Origin of the sequence: uncultured Sphingobacterium sp., assembly GCF_964277905.1 — a bacterium.
GTDB lineage: Bacteria > Bacteroidota > Bacteroidia > Sphingobacteriales > Sphingobacteriaceae > Sphingobacterium > Sphingobacterium siyangense.
In genome coordinates, this window is sequence record NZ_CAXYKD010000048.1 from 695,174 (window position 1) to 716,285 (window position 21,112).

General features: G+C 44.1%; 15 protein-coding genes. 7 read left to right on the plus strand and 8 right to left on the minus strand.

What is annotated here, in order from left to right; all coding sequences use genetic code 11:
• Positions 1–4: 4 nt before the first annotated feature.
• The 8 genes from ACHWSC_RS24665 to ACHWSC_RS24700 all read right to left on the minus strand — a co-directional run bounded on the left by ACHWSC_RS24665 (position 5) and on the right by ACHWSC_RS24700 (position 8,939).
• Positions 5–1,384 (minus strand): RagB/SusD family nutrient uptake outer membrane protein, encoded by a 1,380-nt coding sequence (locus ACHWSC_RS24665; protein WP_394678578.1) that lies wholly within the window; start codon positions 1,382–1,384, stop codon positions 5–7.
• A 19-nt stretch (positions 1,385–1,403) separates the two neighbouring features.
• Positions 1,404–4,613, minus strand: coding sequence for a SusC/RagA family TonB-linked outer membrane protein (locus ACHWSC_RS24670; RefSeq protein ID WP_394678579.1), 3,210 nt, complete (start codon positions 4,611–4,613; stop codon positions 1,404–1,406).
• Positions 4,614–4,661: 48 nt separating this feature from the next.
• Positions 4,662–5,759, minus strand: a complete 1,098-nt coding sequence (locus ACHWSC_RS24675; protein WP_394678580.1) for a FecR family protein — start codon at positions 5,757–5,759, stop codon at positions 4,662–4,664.
• Between the two features lie 73 nt (positions 5,760–5,832).
• A complete protein-coding gene (locus ACHWSC_RS24680; protein ID WP_394678581.1) occupies positions 5,833–6,423 on the minus strand; it encodes an RNA polymerase sigma factor in 591 nt (196 codons plus the stop codon).
• A 91-nt stretch (positions 6,424–6,514) separates the two neighbouring features.
• Complete coding sequence (locus tag ACHWSC_RS24685) at positions 6,515–6,880, minus strand: nucleoside deaminase (protein ID WP_394678902.1); 366 nt, start codon at positions 6,878–6,880, stop codon at positions 6,515–6,517.
• Between the two features lie 118 nt (positions 6,881–6,998).
• Positions 6,999–7,490 (minus strand): helix-turn-helix domain-containing protein, encoded by a 492-nt coding sequence (locus ACHWSC_RS24690; protein WP_394678582.1) that lies wholly within the window; start codon positions 7,488–7,490, stop codon positions 6,999–7,001.
• 118 nt (positions 7,491–7,608) lie between these two features.
• Positions 7,609–7,761, minus strand: coding sequence for a hypothetical protein (locus ACHWSC_RS24695; RefSeq protein ID WP_394678583.1), 153 nt, complete (start codon positions 7,759–7,761; stop codon positions 7,609–7,611).
• Between the two features lie 92 nt (positions 7,762–7,853).
• Positions 7,854–8,939, minus strand: coding sequence for an NADH:flavin oxidoreductase (locus ACHWSC_RS24700; RefSeq protein WP_394678584.1), 1,086 nt, complete (start codon positions 8,937–8,939; stop codon positions 7,854–7,856).
• Between the two features lie 287 nt (positions 8,940–9,226).
• On the opposite strand from ACHWSC_RS24700, the gene ACHWSC_RS24705 reads away from it, so the two are divergent.
• From ACHWSC_RS24705 to ACHWSC_RS24735, 7 genes are all read left to right on the plus strand, one after another.
• Positions 9,227–12,331 carry a SusC/RagA family TonB-linked outer membrane protein gene (locus tag ACHWSC_RS24705; protein WP_394678585.1) on the plus strand — a complete coding sequence of 1,035 codons (3,105 nt, stop codon included), beginning with the start codon at positions 9,227–9,229 and terminating at the stop codon, positions 12,329–12,331.
• Between the two features lie 6 nt (positions 12,332–12,337).
• Positions 12,338–13,864, plus strand: coding sequence for a SusD/RagB family nutrient-binding outer membrane lipoprotein (locus ACHWSC_RS24710; protein ID WP_394678586.1), 1,527 nt, complete (start codon positions 12,338–12,340; stop codon positions 13,862–13,864).
• A 95-nt stretch (positions 13,865–13,959) separates the two neighbouring features.
• Entirely contained in the window at positions 13,960–15,303 is a 1,344-nt protein-coding gene (locus tag ACHWSC_RS24715) for a PepSY-associated TM helix domain-containing protein (RefSeq protein WP_394678587.1), read from the plus strand.
• A gap of 16 nt (positions 15,304–15,319) precedes the next feature.
• Positions 15,320–15,997: a LytR/AlgR family response regulator transcription factor gene (locus tag ACHWSC_RS24720; RefSeq protein ID WP_394678588.1), complete on the plus strand. Its 678-nt coding sequence runs from the start codon at positions 15,320–15,322 to the stop codon at positions 15,995–15,997.
• A 10-nt stretch (positions 15,998–16,007) separates the two neighbouring features.
• Positions 16,008–17,033, plus strand: a complete 1,026-nt coding sequence (locus ACHWSC_RS24725; protein WP_394678589.1) for a sensor histidine kinase — start codon at positions 16,008–16,010, stop codon at positions 17,031–17,033.
• A gap of 58 nt (positions 17,034–17,091) precedes the next feature.
• Complete coding sequence (locus tag ACHWSC_RS24730; protein ID WP_394678590.1) at positions 17,092–17,469, plus strand: hypothetical protein; 378 nt, start codon at positions 17,092–17,094, stop codon at positions 17,467–17,469.
• Positions 17,470–18,034: 565 nt separating this feature from the next.
• The gene (locus ACHWSC_RS24735; RefSeq protein ID WP_394678591.1) at positions 18,035–21,088 is read left to right on the plus strand and encodes a SusC/RagA family TonB-linked outer membrane protein; all 3,054 of its coding nucleotides are present in this window, start codon (positions 18,035–18,037) and stop codon (positions 21,086–21,088) included.
• Positions 21,089–21,112 lie beyond the last annotated feature (24 nt).

The following is a 21,112-nucleotide window of genomic DNA, read 5'->3' on the forward strand; positions in this document are numbered from 1 at the left end:
TTGTTTAGTTGGTGTATCCCGGATTTTGCGTTAATTGTCTGTTATTTTGAATTTCGGTGGTCGGGACAGGGTAGAGCTGCGCAAACGATTTCCAGGTCGAGGGTTTTGCTTTAGACATCACAGCGTCGGCCAGTCCCAGGCGCTTGAGCGTAAACCAGCGGTCGGCCCATTCAAAAGAGAGCTCCACACGACGTTCCTGTACGATAGCTTGAAGGGCTTGGGTTTTAGGAAGTCCGCTAGGTAGGTCGGCTAATCCAGCTCTTTTACGGAGGATATTGATATCATCAAGGGCGGTCGGCAGTCCAAGTTCTAAACGTGCTTCGGCCCGGTTAAGGTATTGTTCACTGAGGCGTAAAACAGATGTATACTCATTATTGGGCATTGTTTCTTCGCCAGTTGATCGGTATTTGTTGATTTGATAAGATGCTGTCGTCTCATCAAATTTGACGTAATTTTCTTGGCGTTTGTCGTTGGCTTCAAATGCGGGGAGCAAACCCGTCTCATCATCCGTTACTGCAAAACCGGCGTATTCTCCCATGCTAATACCACCGATTGAGGCTCCAAGGCTGTTCCATAGCTGTAGAATCTGTTCGGGGTTGTTTTTTACAAAGATATCCATCGGTTTTGTGCCTGTTGGATTATCCAATTGCCCCAATTGAAAGAGCTGCGTTTGCCCGATAACCTGACTGGCAGCCTGCTCTGCTTTTGCCCAATCTTTGGTGAAAAGGTAAACCCGCGAAAGGAGTGCCAATGCGGCCCACTTGTTGGCCCGCACGCGTTGGTTGGGATAATTATCGGCGAGCAGTTTGCTTGCCTCTTCCAGATCCTGAATGATCTGAGTATATACCGTCGAAACTGCTACGCGGGGCTTAAGCCGTTCTTCTTGGTAGTTGCTGGTTAATACCAAAGGTACATCACCATACAAATTGACTAAAAAATAATAGTTGAGGGCCCGCATGAATTTGGCCTGCCCCAAGACCTCGTCCTTTCCGGCCAGGGTCATACCTTTGGACTGCATCACACCTTCTATCATGGCATTGCTAATGCCAATAACCGTGTAACATGCGGGCCAAAAATCATTTGTTGGTCCCGAAAATGGATTTAGGTTATAGGTGTACATGTAGGTATAGCCTGGGTTAAAACTGTTGATACCAGGTTTGATTTCATCGGATGAAAGTCCGGTCATCAGGGAAAGGCTATTTTGCATATTGGCAAACTTACCATAGAGTGCCAGTACCACACTGTCAGCAAGCTGGTCATTGGCATAGATCTGTTCCGTGGTATAAATATACTTTGGTGTTACCTCGAGCAGCTTATTGCAGCCTGTGGAAAGCAAACCGAGGGGGAGGAGAAAGTAGATGAGTTTCGTGAATTTTCTGTTCATATAAGCTATATAAATTGGTTTAAAAAGAGCTGCGTATCCCTAAGGTGAATGTTTGCAACATCGGCATGTCGATGCCTGTTTCTGGGTCCGTTCCTTTGAACTTTGTTATGGTGAATAGGTTGGCTCCGGTGGCGTAGGCACGTAGGTTTTTCAGCTTTATTTTTTCGAGAAACTTGCTAGGTACGGTGTAGCTTAGGGTCACATTGCTGAGGCGTATATAAGAAGCATCAACGTAATTGGCAGATGAGCTGGTGTAGTTTGACATCGCCATAGAATTGGTGGTATAAGCCGGAAATTTAGCTTCCTGCCCTGGATGCTGCCAGCGTTCAAGCACGGAAACTGGCGCATTGACTAAGCTTCCGGCATCGGAAAATGGGTAATTATAAGCGTTCTTATTTTTCTTAAAACTGAAGAATATATCCAGGTCAAAGTTTTTGTAATTGAAGGAGTTGCCAAGTCCACCAAAGAATGCAGGAATACTCGGCGATAAAACCGTATAGTCGTCGGGAAATGCGATGATACCATCCCCATTCAGGTCACGGAATTGGGGTTGGCCATCTGTCGGATTGATACCAAGAAAATCATAGCCCCAGATCAGGCTCAGTGGCTTGCCCACCTGGTAGGTAAGGCTGTAGGGAGAACCAGCGATATCCGGGAAGGCGAGCAGTTTGTTGCGATTGATGCTCATGGTAAAGTTGGTTTTCCAGGTGAAGGCGAGATTATTTATGGGTGTTGTTTGAAAACTAAATTCCCAGCCGCTATTTTGTACAGTAGCATCCAGATTCTGATTGACCGAACTATATCCTACCTGTGTCGGCAAACCGTAGCCCACCAGTTGGTTGCCCGATCGATTTTGATAGTAGTTCACTTCTAGAATGATCCGGTCTTTGAGAAATCCCATCTCAGCGGCGAGGTCGAGCTTTTTGTTGACTTCCCAGCGATAATTGGCATTAAATAGATTTTTAGGATAGAATCCTTGGCCGAGGTAATTATCGAGGCTTCGTTCATAATTGACGAAATAGGAGTAATCGCCAATATTATCATTGCCCGTGAGGCCATAGCTCCCCCTTAACTTCGCAAAGCTGAGACCGATATGATTGTCTTTTAGCCAATTTTCTTCACTAAGTATCCAGGCGGCACCGACCGACCAAAAGTTACCAAATTTATTGCCAGGGCCAAAGCGAGAGGAACCATCACGTCGGATGGTACCGTTGACCACGTACTTTTGATCGAAAGTCCAGCCTAGGCGGGCAAAGCCCGAAAGGAAACGATATTGGGTCTGGGACTGCAAGATGTCGATCCTCCCGGCAGCGTTGATATCTTCTAAGAGGCTATCGTCCATATAATCGCCGCCAGATTTCGTAATCGATTCGTTTTCACTATTGATATACGTTCCCCCTAAGAGAGCACGAAAAGCATTGCGCCCGATGACTAGATCGTAATCGAGTTGCGGCTCGAAATTAAAAGTTGCTGTGCTGGCATCAGTAAACGTATTGTTTCCAGGAGTTGTGTAGGCTGGATTGAATGAGCTTCGGGGATTAAGAGCCATCTGATTTATTTTCATCCGGGTATACCCCGTGTTGATCTTAGCAACCAGGTTGGGTAAGATGCGGTAGCTCAGTCCGACATTGCTGATGAGATTTTTGGTTTTATTTTCAATTGTCCTCTTCTGCTGGGCAATTGGATTTTCTTGGAGGTCCCAATTCAATTCACCATCAGGATTGTAGAGGGAATAATTGGGTGGGAGTGTCAGAAAACTATTAAATGAAAGTGGTATAATGTCGTTTTTATCAGTGGCATAACTTGCTGAAAGCGTCGCTGTAAATTTTCCATCTGCGCTATTGTAGTCGAGGTTGCTTCGAAAATTGCCAATAGAAAGGCCATTTTTCTTGTCGTAAACGGTGTTTTCCCGACGAAATCCGCCACCAAGCAAATAGTTGAACCGGGCAGAACCGCCAGAGAGGGATAGTTCGGCATTGGAGGTGTGCGCTACATTGCCAAAGTATTCTTTCAGCCAATTGTGATCTTCAGTTTGGCTCCAGTTGAGCAGATCGGGATAAGCCTCGGGTGTAATGTCAATGCCGTCATTTTGGGCGGCTTCACGACGCATTTCCAGATATTGCGCTGTATTAAGCATTTTCATATAATGTCCGATGGAAGCGAAACTGTGGTAATAGTCCGCGCTAAGGGTGGGCCGCCCCACCTTACCACGTTTGGTGGTAATCAGGATGACACCATTGGCACCACGTGCACCATAAATGGCTGTTGCATCAGCGTCTTTAAGCACCTCAATGCTGGCGATGCTTGTCGGATCGATGCTTTTGAGGGGACTTTCCCCCAAGATGGAACTTGTTAGTCCATTGGCACCAATGTAGGCCAGTGAATTATTGTTGAAAGGTATTCCATCGACAATAAAAAGGGGCTGCTGGGCATTTCCTTCTTTATTTACGGTGTTAATACCACGGATTTGAACTTGCGTCTGTACGCCTGGTAGCCCACTAAGGGTATTAATGAGGAGTCCAGGAACACGATTTTGAAGTGCAATAAGCGGGTCGGCGGTTGGAGTCTTTTCAATAGTTGCCGCTGTTACGCCTGATGTGGAGCCGGTATTGAGTCGTTTTGAAACCTGCTGACCATAAGATAGTACGCTCACTTCGTCCAGAACAGTCTGTGTCTGTAAGAGCTGCATATCAATGGTCTGTTGACCTGCTGGTAATACAAATTGTCTTTCTTCGTAACCGATTGAGCTAAAAAATAGGGTGTCGGTATGATTTGTCCGCTCAATACTGAACGCACCTTTTTCATTCGTGAAGGTTACTTTGTCGTTACTTTTGTTATAAATGGTAACCAATTCCACGGGGCCCGATTTGTCACGTACAGTTCCATTGGCGAAAAGTTGTTGTGCTGTTTTTTGTTGTTTTGGTTTTTGTTCCGTTTTCTCTTCACGAAGAATGGTGATTTCTTTTCCAACGATTTTAAAGGTAAGCGGCAGGTTTTTAAAGGCCTCTTCCAGGACATCGCGCAACGCTTTATCTTTTGCCTTTATTTTGACAACTGTGTCGAGGTCTATCTGATTGGCGGACGCAATGATATTATAGCCTGTTTGTTGTCTGATGACTGAAAAGAGCTCTTTGAGTGTCGGTTTGCCCTGGTAACTGAGCTGCTGTGCGGATAGCATGCTGCCAGCAAGCATTGAGGTAACCAATAGCATTGATTTTAGGCGGTTCATGTAGTTTGTGATTTAGGGTAATGCGTTTTTTTTGTATAAAAAGGTTAGTTATTTCTTGTTATGAACGACTATTTTGCCATTCTTGTAATCAAATTTCAGTTGATCGGTACTTTCCAAAAATGTTAGCGTTTTGCTTAGGGATTGATTTTTGTCTATTGAACCCCAGAAAGTCAATTGCTTAGTGGATGGACTTTCATATTCAAATTCGACATTATACCATCGGGATAGTGTGGCCAAAATGTGGTCGAGTGGCTCATTGTCAAAGAGGAAATACCCCTTTTTCCAGGCAATGGCAGCCTCTATATTGGCCGGGAGAATTTGAATGGACACATTGGAAATGAGCGAACGTTGGCCAGGGACAAGGCGGTGTTGGTTGACATTGACCGAACCTTCAAGAAGTGTCGTTTCAACAAATTGGCGGTTTGAGTAACTGTTGATATTAAATATGGTACCAAGTACTTTGACCTCCTGATTCCTGGATTTGACAATAAAAGGCTGATGGGGGTTTTTACTGACCTCAAAGTAAGCTTCCCCGCTTAATGAGACTTCCCGTTTTTCTGCTTCAAATTGTAAAGGATACTTGAGGGTAGATGCTGAATTCAGCCATACCTTGGTGCCATCCGGGAGGTTCACTTGGTATTGACCTCCATTGGGGACTTGAATGGTTAGTTCATGTGATTGTAACTCCGCATCACTGATGGCAGAACCGTCCAGATATACGGGAGTGCCGTTGACAATTTTAACGCCTGCTTTGCTACCATTCAGATCGAAGCTGGATCCATTGTCTAATTTAAGAATGGCTTTTTCCTGACCAGGTTTAAACTGGTCTATTGCAGCAAGTGCATCAGGTTGATTTTGTCTGGTCTGATTGAATAAAAATACAAGCGAAAACAAGAGGATGGCAGCGGCTGCGCTTATCCAGCCCAATTTACGATATAGTGGTTTACGTAGCATAGGCTCGGGGGCAATCTGTTGCTGTATACCGAGGAATATTTTATTTTTACGGTCTTCCTGTTCGGCGCTATAAAGGATCCAGTGCTCGGGATGCTGCATATTGTACCAAGACTCAATAAGCTTGTTCTCTTCATTTGAACTAACACCGAGTTCATATTTCAATAAGATTTCTGCAATATTTTTCTGTTCCATTGGAGGCCCTGTTTATAGGATAGTTGCACCAAAACGTATTTGGTGGTAGATGAATATTAAAAAAATGTAAAATTTATTTTAAGTCAATGAGGAGGAGGAGAAGAAGTGAATAGAGTCCCTGTTTCTTGAGGTTGTTCCTGAGGATGGATAATGCGTTGCTAATCTGTTTTTTAACAGTTTGGTCGGAGATCTCCAAACGTTCGGCAATTTCCTTGTAGCTCAGTTGTTCCTGACGGCTCAAAATAAAAACTTCTTTCATCTTGGCAGGGAGCTGTTCAATTTCACGATCAATAATCTGCTGAAGTTCTTTCCCTTGCTGCTGCTCGCTCAACGAAAATCCTTCTACCTGGATATAATCCAAGATGGAGGCAATAAGTTTTTTTTGATTGCCTTGAGTACGGTGGTAAAAAAGGGCGCTTTTACGTGCCGCGCCGTAGAGCCAAGTGTGCAGGTGCTGGATTTCAGAAGATTGTGCTTTGTTCCAGAGGTTAACAAAAATATTCTGTAAAAGATCCTCAGCATCCGTTCGGTCCTTTACCAATTTAGACAAGTAAATTAATAGGGGATCCCAATACGATTTAAAAACAAGGTCGAACGCAAGTCTGTCGCCCTGTTTAAGGCGTTCCAGTATGTGTTTAGATTCGATCTCATTTTTAAGATTCACGGCAGTCGATATAGGTGCCGACAAACTTAGATAAATTTGCGATTATTTGCAATAAGGATTTTTGAGGTGTTCTTTTTCTATCTGTCAGGGGCTATTTCTTTTGCTGCAGAAGGTAGGCTGTGAAGGCCTGATTGAGCCGTTCACATTCCTCTTTTAATATACCCGATTCAATGCTTGGTTTTTGCCCCCATTTGGGTACAGTTTCTGTTTCAAGGATTTTAAAATCTGAGGATTGTCCGCCAACAAAGGGTACTGAAACAGCAAATACTATTTTTGGAATGCGATGGTGTCTAATGAGGTATGAGCACATTAGGCAGGGTTCGTGCGTACTGAACATAACCGCTTGACTTAGGAGGTCACCATGCCCATTTGCCAGTGCATCTTTCACGGCCAGAATTTCGGCATGTTGGGTAATATCGCCACTTGATTTGCCGGCTTCGATTCCCTTGCCAATTATTTAATCTTCAAAAACCAGCAAAGAGCCAACCGGTGGATCTCCTTTTGCCAATGCTTCTTTTGCCAGCGCGATACAAATGCGCATGTAGGGGATGTAAGTATTCATCATGTCTTGTCAATTAGGGGGCTATTGCTCGGTTGAAACCAACTGTATTCCTATAAATCTGGGGCGAAACATCCGTTTTGCTCTTAAATAACCGACTAAAATAATATTCATCCTCGTAACCGAGTTCATAGGCGATTTCTTTGATTGTTTTGTCTGTCAGGTACAGCTCGCGCTTTGCCTCAATAATGATGCGTTCAATAATGAGTTCGGACAGTGTTTTATTAAAATGATTTTTTGCAATTCTGGCTAGCGAAGCGGTTGTCTGATGTAATAAGTCGGCATAGTCACTGGCAGCATGTTTTATGCGGAAATTATCTTCTATGGCATTTTTTAGGCGCTGAATTACAAACTGCTGTTTGATGGGCTGCATTTCGGCATCCTGAGGGCTCTGCTGTTCTAATTTTATGCGTGTGGCTGTAACCAGCAAAATTTTAAGATAGGATACCAGAACCTCGTCCTGTCTGAAATCGCCATTCTTCAGTTCGTGCGCAATGGACTTTATCAACTGTACAATTGATTTTTTGTCCCATTCATTTAAGCAGATAAAAGGCTTCTTATAGACATTGTTAAATAGAATGCCGTTGGCAGCAATTTCCTGATGGTGACGGTAAATACAAAAAAAATCATCTGATTCCTGTGCCCTGAAAGATGATTTTTACATCTTCCCCTGCGTGCTTAAATTCGTAGGCTGATGCTAACGCATTAAACACTCTTCCTAATGCTTCTTCTGAACCGGCCTTGGGATCAGATAGAATAATGATTGCTGTTTTGTTCATCTTTATAAATTTTGATTGTAAGGCAAAGATTCTGGAATATTTGCCCCTAGAGAATGGATGATTTTACTATTGTCATGGAGTTTTTTGTCGTCTTATGAACCTGGTTTTACGAAAGTTTGCCAACCGCGCATGGTTTCGATAAAGCGCTCACTCAAGTCACCTTGACGTAGGTAGTCGGCGGTTACGGGCAGTTGAGGGCTTTGGTACCTCGGATTGGCTTTGACCTGCAACGGAAAATCACGTTGTAGAATTCCCGCTCTGGCGATCAGGACAAAATCACAGCCTTGATCGAGCAATTCGCCCGCACGCTGTGCGCTCATAATCTTTCCGGCAACACCCAGGCGTACACCTTTTCGGGGTAGTTCGCTGAAAACACTGAGCATTGTTTTTCCTTGATGGGATCCATCACGCACCAGCTGCGCAGAATCCCAAAGCGCTAGATCCAGATAATCAATAAGTTCTTTGTCAAAAATTTCGGCGGTAAGTTCGCGCAGTTCTTCCAGACGTAGGCCGTAGCGTTCGATGGATAGCCGCCAGCCGATCTGAAAATCAGGGCCACAGGCTTTGCGGATTCCTTCGATGACCTCAAGGGTAAATCGGGCACGATTTTCAGCGCTGCCGCCATAGCGGTCGTTACGGTCGTTGAGCTGAGGTGAAAGAAACTCAGACAGTATCCAGCCGAAAGCGCCATGGACAGAAATCCCGTTAAATCCAGCCCTTTGCGCTCTTTTTGCTGCAGCGATAAAGCTGTTGCGGATGCGTTCAACCACTTCGGTGCTTATTGCGGCGGTATTGCTTACGGTGCGATCAGAAGCTGGGGCAGGAATGCCACCCCAGGAAGGCTGCGCCCGATGGCCGGCATGGTGGAGTTGTACGGCAGCTAGTGCGCCGCTCTGTTGTACAGCTTTGGCCATTTGCATTAGACCCGGGAGATGTGCTTCACTGTGAATGCCCAGTTGCCGCTCAAAGGCAATACCTCCAGCCTCGACTGTTGCAGCACTCGTTTGTACCAGGCCATAGCCCCCTTGCGCTAGCTGCTCCATCCATTGTTGATCGAATTGAGAAGCTGAACCATCATATTCACTTTGCTGACTGGTTAAAGGGGCTAGCATAAAGCGATTGCGCATGGCTGGACCATGGAGCAGGGTGAGGGGTTTAAATAAATCGGAAACAGACATATGTTGATTTTTTTGTACGTTGGGATAAAATTTCTTCGTTACAAAATTAGCCTTGTGTGTTGCCGCCGGGAATGGATAAATCGTACGATATCATGGATATTTTTTTAACACGACTGAGGTTTTATTGGAAAACCAGCGATAGGAGGGCTGATAATATACTAGTTATTCCTATAGCATAAAATGCCTAAATGATGAATTTAATTCATCATTTAAAACGCTTCACTATATATAGACTAATTCTAAATAAAAGTAGTTTTGGCCTGTTATTAATCTCAAATTTATACACGATGCGTAATTTTAAGGTTCTCTCTACACTTGCTGTGGCATTATATTGTCAAGCGGTAATGGCGCAAGATACGCGCCTGAGTGGAGTGATTCATGATAGTCAAAACGGTAGGTCGCTTTCTGGTGTGACGGTAAAGGTGAAGGGCAGCACACAGGCGACGGCTACAGATGAAAAGGGGAAATTTAGTTTATTGGTCAATAAGGGGGATGTATTGATCTTTCAATCGGTCGGTTATCGTCCGAATGAGTTGAAGGTTGACCATGCAGGTCATGTAGATGTTGCGCTTGTTCAGAATCAGGTGCAAATAGATGAGGTGTTGGTTACAGGGGCTTTTGGTATCAAACGCGAAGCGCGTCAAGTGGGCGTATCTACGGCTGTTGTTGGAGACAAAAGTCTCAATCAAACTGCGGTGGTCAATCCATTGGAAGGGCTTCAGGGAAAGGTGCCCGGCTTGCAGATCAACATGTTCGATTCGGGGGTGAATCCGCAGGTGCGGGTAACCCTTCGCGGAGCACGTAATATAGCCGATGGGGCCAATGAGCCACTCTTTGTGGTCGATGGGGTACCGATGCCCGCCATTGAAGCCCTGAATCCGCAGCTGGCCAATTCGACTCGTGCAACTTCGGCCTTTTCGGCGATCAATCCAAATGATATTGAAGAAGTCACGGTGCTGAAAGGCGCCAATGCTGCAGCGATCTACGGTTCACAGGGGGTGAACGGAGTTATTTTGGTGACCACGAAAAAAGGAAAGTCGGGGCGAGGTCAGATTAGTTTTTCGAATAGTACCTTATTGGAATCCGTTGCTTGGCTTCCTAAATTTCAGGAAGAATTTGGGGCTGGTTTTAATGGTGTATTCCAGCCCTATGAAATTCGCTCCTGGGGACCAAAATATGATGGCAGCACAGTTCAGACCGGACCTGTGTTACCCGATGGAACCCAGTGGAATTTACCCTATGCTCCAGTGAAAAATCAAAAAGCGGATTTCTTTGATACGGGAATTACGCAACAGAATGGTCTTTCTTTTTCGGGTGGTGATCAAAAGTCTACCTTTTATATGTCGGCGCAACATGCTTTAACAAAAGGGATTGTACCTAAAGATAAAAGTAATAAAACAAGCCTGCGGTTTAACGGAAGCCGGAAGTTTGATCGTCTGGAAGCTGGATACAGTGTCGCTTATGTGCGGACGGCAGATAATACCACGACTTCCGAACCTTGGAACAATGTGCGAAGTCTACCCTTATACATTCCGATCACGGAATTGAAGGACTGGCAAAACGATCCGAAGGCAAGTCCGGATTATTTCTTTTCCAATAGCAGTATCAATCCATACTGGGGAATCGACAATCAGCGCCGTTACAATACGCAAAACAATCTAAATGGGAATGTCAACCTATCTTATGCCTTCAACGATTATCTGAAAGCGATTTATAGATTAGGGGCAACCAATGTGAACACGGCTTTGCGGACGGAGAATGCGCCGGTTACTTATAAATCGGTGTTCGGTGCAGATGGAAAGGCTTATGCCCGACCGGCCAATCAGGCGGGATCGGTGCTGGATCGGACGCTGTCAACATTACAGCTGAATAGCGATTTAATTTTACAGTATGACCGCAAATTTGGTCATTTTTCTACCCATGCTTTGGTGGGGCATAACTATCAGGACCAAACGTCCAATTCCGTTCAGGTCGGATCGAATGCAGTCTTGATACCAGGAACGTACAATCAGGATAACCGCACCGGGAATTTAACTGGTGGTACGTATAAAACACATGCACGACGCTATTCGGTCTTCGGTGAGGTTACCTTGGGTTACAACAATTACCTGTTTGCGACATTTAATGGAAGAAATGAATCGGTTTCACTTTTAAGTCCCGACAACCGTACATTCTTTTATCCGGGGGGAAATGTATCCTTTATCTTTACGGATGCCATTGAGGCGCTCAAAGACAACAAGACACTTTCCTACGGTAAAGTCTACGCCTCGGCGAGTAAAACGGCAAATGTGTCGGTGGCTCCTTATCAACTACTCAACACCTATGTGGCGAGTGCCGGATTTCCCTACGGAAATCTCAGTGGATTTGAAATGAGCGGCACGAATGCAAATTATGACCTCAAGCCAGAGTTCGTCTACTCTTGGGAAATCGGTACACAGTTACAATTTTTGAGGAATAGATTGCGACTTGAAGCAACTTATGCTTATGCAGATGCCCAGGATCAAGCGTTGGAAGTTAATACGTCCTATGTCACCGGATTTGGTCGTTCGATGATGAATGCGGCTCGCATGGAAAGTAAATCTTGGGAATTCAGCCTTTCAGGTGATTTAGTCTCCAATAAAGACTGGACGGTGACGCTCGGCGCTAATTATACCCACAACGACAATCGAGCCATCGAATTGCCAGGCAATGGTTCATTGGAGCTCTTTAAAAATAATTATTTTGTTGTTGGTGAACGTTTTCCAACGTTCATGTTGTCTGATTATGCACGCGATCCTCAAGGCCACATTATTGTGGATCAGCAGGGTAATGTAAAACAGGCTGCACAGGATACCAAGGTGGGCACTTCGCAGCCGGTGCATATGTTTGGCGCCAACATGCTGGTGCGTTACAAACAATTTGAATTGAGTGCACAGGTCGATTCGAGATGGGGCAGCGTTTTCCATACGGCTGCAGCGGAAAGTACCCTCAACAATGGCTTGTTGCCACGTACAGCAGAAAATGATCGCCAACCTTTTATTATCCCTAACTCGGTGTTAGAAGTTAGCCCAGGTGTGTATGAAGAGAATACATCGGTATATAGTGCTGGAGACCAGGCTTGGTGGTTAGGGGCACAGCGTTCCTTTCTGGCACCGAATTCTTTCAATGCCAAATATGTTAAGCTCAGAGAGCTTTCCATTCGCTATACAATTCCTGGTCAAACCCTAAAAAGAATGGGTTTTATCAAGTCTGCTTCGGTGGCTTTGATTGGACGTAACTTGATCAATATTCGTGACAAATCGAATATTTTCGGTGAATCTGAATTCATTTACCTTTCCAATATTGGATTTAGTGGCTGGAGAACATTACCTGCCTCGCGGACTTATGGTCTTAATTTAAACCTGACATTTTAATCGACAATGAAAGTATTACCTGCTAAAATGAAAGCATTGCTGCTATTTCCGGTCCTTGGGCTCTGCTTGAGTTCTTGTGATATGGATATTAATATTAATCCCAATCGGCCAACAGAGTCGAGTCCCGAGTTTTTATTGCCGCCCGCTATTCTAAAACTTGCCGACTATGAAACTGTCACTTTGAATGAACTTGGTTCTTTCTTTGGGGGCTATTGGGGCAAAGCCAACGACGTCACTATCGGTGGCGGGGGGGCGACAAATTCGTATCTCGATATGATTATCAATTACAGTATCAATGATGAATTTGCCAACGGTATCTGGGAAAGTGCCTATACAAACCTTTATAATCTGAAGCTGATTGAAGAGCAGCAGTTTGCGGATAATCCAGCTTATGCGGGCTTGGCCAAGATTATGCGTGGATGGTATTTTTTACGTTTGGTGGATCATTACAATAATGTTCCATTCTATGAAGCATCCAATCCGGCCAAAAGTACTGCGGTCTACGACAAAGGTGAAGTTGTCTATAAAGAGGCTATCGAACTTATTACGGCTGGCGAACAGCTGTTGGCTACGGCCGCTGCAAAGGGCGGTAAGTTGCCCGGAACGGACGATATTCTCTTTAAAGGCGATCTAATCAAATGGCGGCAGCTGGGCAATACGGTCAAGTTGAGAGCTTTGATCCGGCAGAGTGAAGTGGCTTCGGGCGATTATATTCAGCAAGAAATACGTAAAATCGAAGCCGATGGACTGGGGTTTCTGACTTTGGACGCTTTGGTCAATCCAGGCTATACAACGAGTGCAGGACAGATGAATGGTTTTTGGTCCAATTTTTACCGGAGCACAAATGATAATGCAGTGGCGGCATATAATGGCTATAGACCTACAAAATTTCTTTTGGAAAAATATAAAGCTGTTAACGATCCGCGTCTGGGGGCGATCTATGTTGCTGTTGATGGTAATTACAATGGTGTTGTTTTGGGCGCTGGTAATGATCCGGTACAAAATTATGCGGTTACTTCTGCCTTTAAAGGACCGAAAGAAAATGCGGGTAGTCCTGGAGGCTTATTTAAGTCGGCGACACAATCGGCACTACTTTTTTCGGCCAGCGAAAGCTATTTTTTACAGGCGGAGGCAGCATTGCGTGGTTGGACAAATAGTGCGGGGACAGATGAATTGTATAAAAAAGCCATACAGGCTTCATTCAATTATATCGGCGTAGCAACTGCGGCACAGAATTCCTATTTGGCACAGGAGAAGGTGCAGCTTGCTACTGCTAGTGATAAGCTGACGCGAATCATCGAACAAAAGTGGCTTGCACTAAATGGTATCGATGGGGCCGAAGCTTGGAATGATTACCGTCGCTTGGGTATACCACAGGCTCCGGGTTCCTTATTGGTTGACCCCACTGGAGCGACCCACCCGATACGGTTGCGTTATCCGGCTTCCGAAGTAAACAATAATCGCGAACAGGTAAGTGCGCAGGGAAATATTATTGGGACGAGCAAGGATTTCAAAGTCTTTTGGCAAAAATAATTAGTTGTAGTAAATAGTTTTTAAGTAGATGAATGAATCCCCTGGGCTATTGGATGGTCCAGGGTGTTTCTGTTCTTTGGGATAGGCAAATAATCATGAAAAATATCTGGCGAAATATACACTTATACCTTAGTCTTGTGGCTGGGTTGATCTTCTTTTTGGAATGTTTAACGGGCTGCCTCTTAGTCTTTGAAGATGAAATAACTGAATTTGTCCATCATGACCGTTTTTATGTCGATCAGCCGCAGGCCGAACGACTGCCTTTAAATCGCCTTCTTCCGCTAATCGAACAGCAGTTGACCAACAGGGAGAAGATCGCCAATCTAACGGTCTTTGCCAATACCAATAAAACGATTGAAGTTAAACTGCAAAAGATTCAACAGGAGAAGGGGCACGTTTCCTCCAGGGAAACGCTTGCAGAAAATTCAATTACCCATAAAACAGGTGAAGCGAAGTTGCAAAAGGTTCAACAGGAGAAGGTTCAACAGCAGACGGGGTATACAGCGGGACAAGAAACCAGGGCACAAGAAATAGGAGGGAAAGCTAGCCACGGGGAAGAAGCACGAACCGAAAAATTAAAAGGCCCCCGTAGTCCCGGAGGCGATATTGTCTATGTTGATCCTTACACCGGTAAGCTCCAGGGACGTGTGGATCCGCAGGCAGGTAATTTCTTTAAAACGATGCTGAAGCTACATCAAACATTGCTGCTTGATACTGTCGGGAAGACCATTCTTGGTATTTCAACATTTATTGTTTTGGTTATCCTGCTCACCGGAATTGTGCTGTGGTGGCCCAAGAATGTCAATATCCTTAAAAATAGGTTGAAGGTAAAAACTTCGGGAAGTTGGAAGCGGATCAACCACGATTTGCACGTGGTATTGGGCTTCTACTGTTCGTTTTTTTTATTGGTTTTCCTTGTGACGAGCTTACCTTGGTCGTTTAAATGGGCCAATGAGGCACTTTACAGCATGACGGGATCCAAACCGCCGGTGAGAGCGCGTGTACAGCTCGCCACGTCGGACGGAAAGGTCAGCCTGAATGCTGAAGAAATTCTGCTGCTGGCACAAAGTGAACTACCGGACGCACCGTATTGGCGCCTGACACTTCCCGACGCAAAACGCAGTGATCCCGTGCAAGTGACGTCTCCAAATACCCAGGTTTTGCATCGGAATGGTTTTGACCAGATCGCCATTGATCCCTATTTGGGAAAAATAGTAAAGATTGACCGACATGAGTTATCACCTGGAGGTTGGCAATTACGGCGTTATATGAAGCCTGTTCATACCGGGGCTATTGGTGGTCTACCGCCAAAAATACTGGCTTTTGTGGTATGCCTAATCTCCGCTTCTTTTCCAGTGACTGGCTTTGTTTTGTGGATGAATCGGATGAGAAAAGGGAAGAAGAAGAAAAAAATGAATAAATTAGCAGTTATTGCTTAATGCAACAATTTTAGATATGGTAAAATGTTTGGTGGTCGACGACGAACCACATGCCCACCTGGTATTACAGAATTTCATCAAGCGTACAGCAGGATTTGAAATTCAGGACCATGCGTACCATGTGCTTGAAGCGCGGGAGCTACTGGCAAAAAAAGAATTTGATCTTGTTTTTCTGGATATCAATATGCCCGATTTTTCGGGCTTTGATCTGGTCGTATCTAATGAATATCATCTACCGACGATCCTGACAACTGCTCATCGTGAGCATGCACTTGATGCTTTTGACCATGGTATACTGGATTACTTATTGAAACCTTTTTCTTTTGAGCGATTTAATCAGGCCTTGGGGCGATACAGGCGGGACGCTCCCGAGGAGGAGCTGAATGCGCCAAAAGCGATCACGATGAAAGTAGATGGCGAGTTGCGCTCATTTGCTGTAGCAGATATTGTCTATTTTCAAAGCTGGGGCAATTATGTCAAATTGTTTACTTTAGATGACAGTTTTATTTGCAGTTCAACAACCCGGGAGGTTGAGCTGAACCTACCGCGTGATATTTTTGTCCGTATTCACAAGTCTTATGTAGTCAATGTCAAATATATCGCTAATTTTGACATCGATTATGTGACTTTATCCAACCAGATATACCTGCCTGTAGGTATTACTTACCGTAAGCTGCTGTCGGGAATCGTATAATAGTATTGACATGAAGATCGGTAAATTAATTATTCAGTACGCCTGGCTAAGGGAATGTTTGTTGTTTTTGTTTCTGGTGCTGGTTACTTTTCTAAATGAGCGCGAAGATTTTTACAGTGATCATGGTTGGGTAGATGGCGTATTTATCTTTGTACTCCTGTATCTGCACGTTCAATTACATCGGTTTTCTATTCTCCCACTGTTGGATCGTGGAAAGTATTTTTTCTACGTTATGGCATCTGCACTCCTTGTCCTGTTGTTTTCGGCATTTGCACTCACCTGCGATTTTTATTTTACAAATGTGGGTTGGTATGATGAGATTGCATCGGGGAGTATTGGCTATTTGGTGCGCTTTTATCTTTTTTCTTTTTCGGTCACGATACCGCTGTTGGTTGCAATACATAGTGTATTTAAGCAATTTGAACAACAGATTAAAAGGGAGCGCGATAAAGCTTTGCTGCGTGAAATGGAATTAAATCTATTAAAGGGACAAACCAATCCACATTTTCTTTTTAATGCATTGAATGGATTATATGGTTTGAGCCTGGAAAAGCCCGACGTACTGCCCGATAAGATTCTTCAGCTTGCAGAAATCATGCGCTATCACGTGCAATGGGGCAATGTACAGTGGATTGGCTTAAAACAGGAAATTACTTATCTTAGTCAGTATATCGATTTTGAGTCGGAAAGACGGGGGGCTTATGTGGAAGTTGATTATCACTTTGCGGTGGAACCCAATTTTCTGAATATGGAGATTGCACCCATGCTGCTTATTTTCTTTGTGGAAAATGCATTTAAGTATGTGCGACGTGTTGAATCGGCATGTTTTGTCCGCATTCAGATGCGCTCAGATCGGGAAACGTTATTGTTTGAAGTCGAAAATACGTACGATCCTAAACAGACCAACCCTTATTCGTTACAGACGGGTATAGATAATGTTGAACGTAGACTTGACATTTTATATCGTGACAAGTATACTCTTGACATGCAGTCGGATAATAGTTTGTTTAAGATAGCGCTCCGTATCCGAAGTTAATGGAAAGTGGAATGCTTGTGCAAAAATTACTTTTATTGGAAATAATATGTTTGTTAGGATGAAATTATATGGTTATTTAATGGGGTTGTGCACGGTGTTATTGCTGTCCTTTAACACGCAGCAAAATCCTATCCATAAGAAATGGAAGCTTGTTGCCGAGAAAAGATCCTATTTGAATTTTGATTATACAAGGCATGAAGGTTCTAGGGATAGACTTGATTCCATTCAAAATGAAACAGTGCAATTCTTGCCAGATGGAACATTTAAATCGGGCGATGGCAATGGTCATTATACGTTCACGAAAGATTCGATAAAGTTGCGTCTTAATGGAAAAGAAAGGGGCTTTAAATATATTTTGAGTCAATCAAAACTAATTATGGAAAGTGATGTCAGGGAAAGCCGCTTTATTGTGCGGTCTCGACTTTATTTGGAATGATGCAAAAAACTGTAATTTTACCTTTGATTAAGTTTATAGCCATTCTGAAACCTTCATCATTCAATACTTGATCTAGATACATTTAGTTTTTTTGTTTATACTAAAATTGACATCCGTCATGGTATATTTCTGCACATTAATTGTTGTTTTATGTATCATGTTTGATGCTTTTTGATTGCAAATTTCGGTATCATATTAGGATAACTATTTGAAAAAGTATAAATAGTAACAAATAAAGTCTACTAATATTGTAGATTTTATTTTATGTTTACTATATTTGTTTTATCAACCTAGGAGATAAGCTTACCTTTCTGACAAGCCATATCTTCCGCGCGTAATGATTACAATGTTTAACTTAATTCATTATTTATGAACTGCAAATTTTATCTTAACCCTTCCCAATCGAGCGCAAGTCTGCGCAACTGTAAATCCTTTTGTTCTGATTTCAATAGGCGAATGTGTAGCTAAGTCTAGTGGAAAGGATCTCTTTCCATAAAAGCTGCTTTTATGACAAGTAATCAATTGGCGTTGGCACTTGTAAATATTCACTGTTAAAATTTTACCTATGAAAAATAGCGTATGGAAGTACGCCGTGACGATTTTTTTGTCACATGGTTTGCTATTGCCTGCATTTTCGCAGCAATCTGAGCCACTTATTAACGCAACCTTAAAAGGTATTGTATTGGATTCTATCACCAATCGGCCTATTGAAGGCGTTACCATAAAGCTCGAAGGCGTTACACACCAAGTAAAGACCGATGCGTCGGGAAGATTTCAGTTTGTCACGGGGCAACGACTTCCGTTGACATTCTCAACTTCATTTTTGGGATACAAAGGTCGAAAGATAACCGCACGGGAGGCGCAGATTCAGATCTTGCTTCAACCCAGTGTTTCTGATCTGGATGAAGTGGTCGTCGTAGGCTACGGTGTACAAAAGCGAAGAAATTTAACGGGAGCAGTTGCCAAGATTGACGCTGCCGAAGTCAACAAAATTCCGGTAGCAAGTTTTGATGCCCAGTTGCAGGGCAAGCTTTCCGGTGTGCAGGTTTCTACCAACTCGGGTGTCCCCGGAGAAAGTATCTTTTTGCGGGTTCGCGGAACGACATCCATCAACTCCAGTAGCGATCCCCTGTATATTATTGATGGCGTATTCTTAAATAATACTTCCCTCCAAAATATCGGGCTTGGTGGACGGACCAGTTCACCGCTTACGGATATCAACCCAGCAGATATCGAATCAATTGAAGTGCTGAAGGATGCTTCGGCAACCGCGATCTATGGTTCCCGTGGTGCCAATGGTGTGATCATCATTACCACAAAAAAGGGAAGTTACGGTAGCCGTACCAAAATTGACCTCAACCTGCAGGGGGGCTGGGCCGAAGCCAATAAATCCTTGTTGCCAAAATTGGCTACAGGTCCCGAAACGGCAACCCTCGCCAACGAGTGGTGGATAAACTCTGGATTGGACAATCCGGCATTGAAACAGACTTTCGCCAACAGGCCTTATCGTCCAGTTTCGGAAGGTGGGAAAGGAAATCCCGAAGATCAGCCTACCTATGATCGTCTTGGTTTCCTGTTGCGTCATGGGAAGCTGCAGGATTATAACATTGGTATACAGGGGGGCGGCGACAAATCGAGATTTTATATCGGCGCTGGCTACACAGGACAGGAAGCTTTTATAAAGGTCATTGATTTCTCGCGTACCAATCTCAAGTTTAATTTCGACCATCAGATCAGTAGCCGTGTCAAAATCGGCCTGACAAATAATTTTTCCAGAACCTACCGCAATCAGGCGCGTACAGGTGATGGCCCTCAGGTAAGTCTTTTCAATTCGGCCGTTTCTTCGGCAACGAATGTCCCGATATTCAATACCGATGGATCAATCAATGGTACCGATAATACCTATACACTGGTGGACAACTACGACGTCAATACTACAAGTTTGCGTTATGTAGGAAGTGCTTTTGCGGAAATTGATCTTGTGAAGGGACTGAAATTCAAATCCAGTTTTAGTGCCGACTATAACTTATATGATGAATCACAATACTGGAACAGTAAAACCAGTATCGGTATCGCGAATAACAATCAGGCGACCTCGGGAATATCGAGAAATGCTACCTGGATAAACGAACAAACCCTGACGTACCAAAATACCTTCGGCAAGCATAGTCTGAATGCTATTTTGGGAAATACCTTGCAGAGCAACGTGCTTGATTACAAATACCTGGAGGGGAATGGTTTTGCCAATGATTCCTTTAAACAGATCTCATCGGCAGCCAATATCATTGCATCCGACAATTGGACTAAATATACGATTGCTTCCTTTTTTGGAAGAGTAGGCTATAGCTATGCAGACCGTTATTTTGCGGAGGCAACCCTGCGGGCAGATGGCTCGTCCAAGTTCGGCGCCAACAACCGATGGGGCTATTTCCCGGCTTTTTCAGCAGGCTGGCGGATTAGCCAAGAAGCCTTTCTGGCCGATCAAACCTGGTTAAATGATCTGAAAATTAGGGCTTCCTATGGATTGACGGGCAATCAGGCTGGAATCAGCAATTTCGCCGCCAGAGGTCTTTGGTCGGGCAATGAAAAATATGCCGACAGCTATGGCAAGGTGTTGCCAAGTACAGGCCCTTTCCAGTTGGGGAACGAAAATCTGCGCTGGGAGAAAACAGCGCAGGCAGATCTTGGGCTGGATGTGGCGCTATTCAAAAACCGCCTGTCCATTACCGTAGATCTTTATCATAAATATACCTCCGATCTACTCCTCGAACGACCTATTGTCGGCAGTTCAGGTTTTTCAAAATACTGGGCCAATGTGGGCGAGATCAGTAATAAAGGCTATGAAGTATTGATCAACTCACTCAACGTGAAAACAAAAGACTTTGCCTGGAATACAAGCTTCAACATTTCGGGAAATACGAATAAAATTGAAAAACTGCCCACGCAGATTACCCAGTATACCCGCGATTGGGTTATCCTGAAAGAAGGTTATTCGCTCAATTCATTCTGGCTTTATGAACAACTTTCTGTCGATCCGCAGACTGGAAAAGCCGTGTTTGACGGACAGCTGAGCGATGGTTCTTTGCCTACTTCGGCACGTAAAGTTTTTCGGAATGCTTATCCCAAGTTTTATGGAGGTATAGGCAATACCTTTACCTATAAAAACTTTGATCTGGGTGTAGACTTTAGTTTCCAATATGGCAACTATGCCGTTAATCTCAATCGCTACTTTCGGGAGCGTAACCCGAGCAGCGGTGGCGTATTTCAAAATGTGCTAAACAGATGGCAACAGCCCGGTGATATTACCGATGTGCCTCGACTGACATCCGAAGGACTCAACTATACCATCGATGCCAATAGCCGCTATCTGGAGGATGCTTCGTTTTTAAAGCTCAGACAGCTGTCTTTTGGTTATAAATTGCCGAAAGACCTGGTCGAGCGGGTAAAATTGACTGCTGCACGTATCTATTTTGTAGGGTCTAATCTCTTTGTGTGGAGCAAATACACCGGTGATCCTGAATCGAATGTGACCAGCAACCCCAATGCACAGGGGATAGGATCCTTCGGAACGCCGCCACAGCCCCGTACGTTTCAGCTTGGGCTCAATGTCACCCTATAAACGTTAATCTTAATCCGTAAAAGC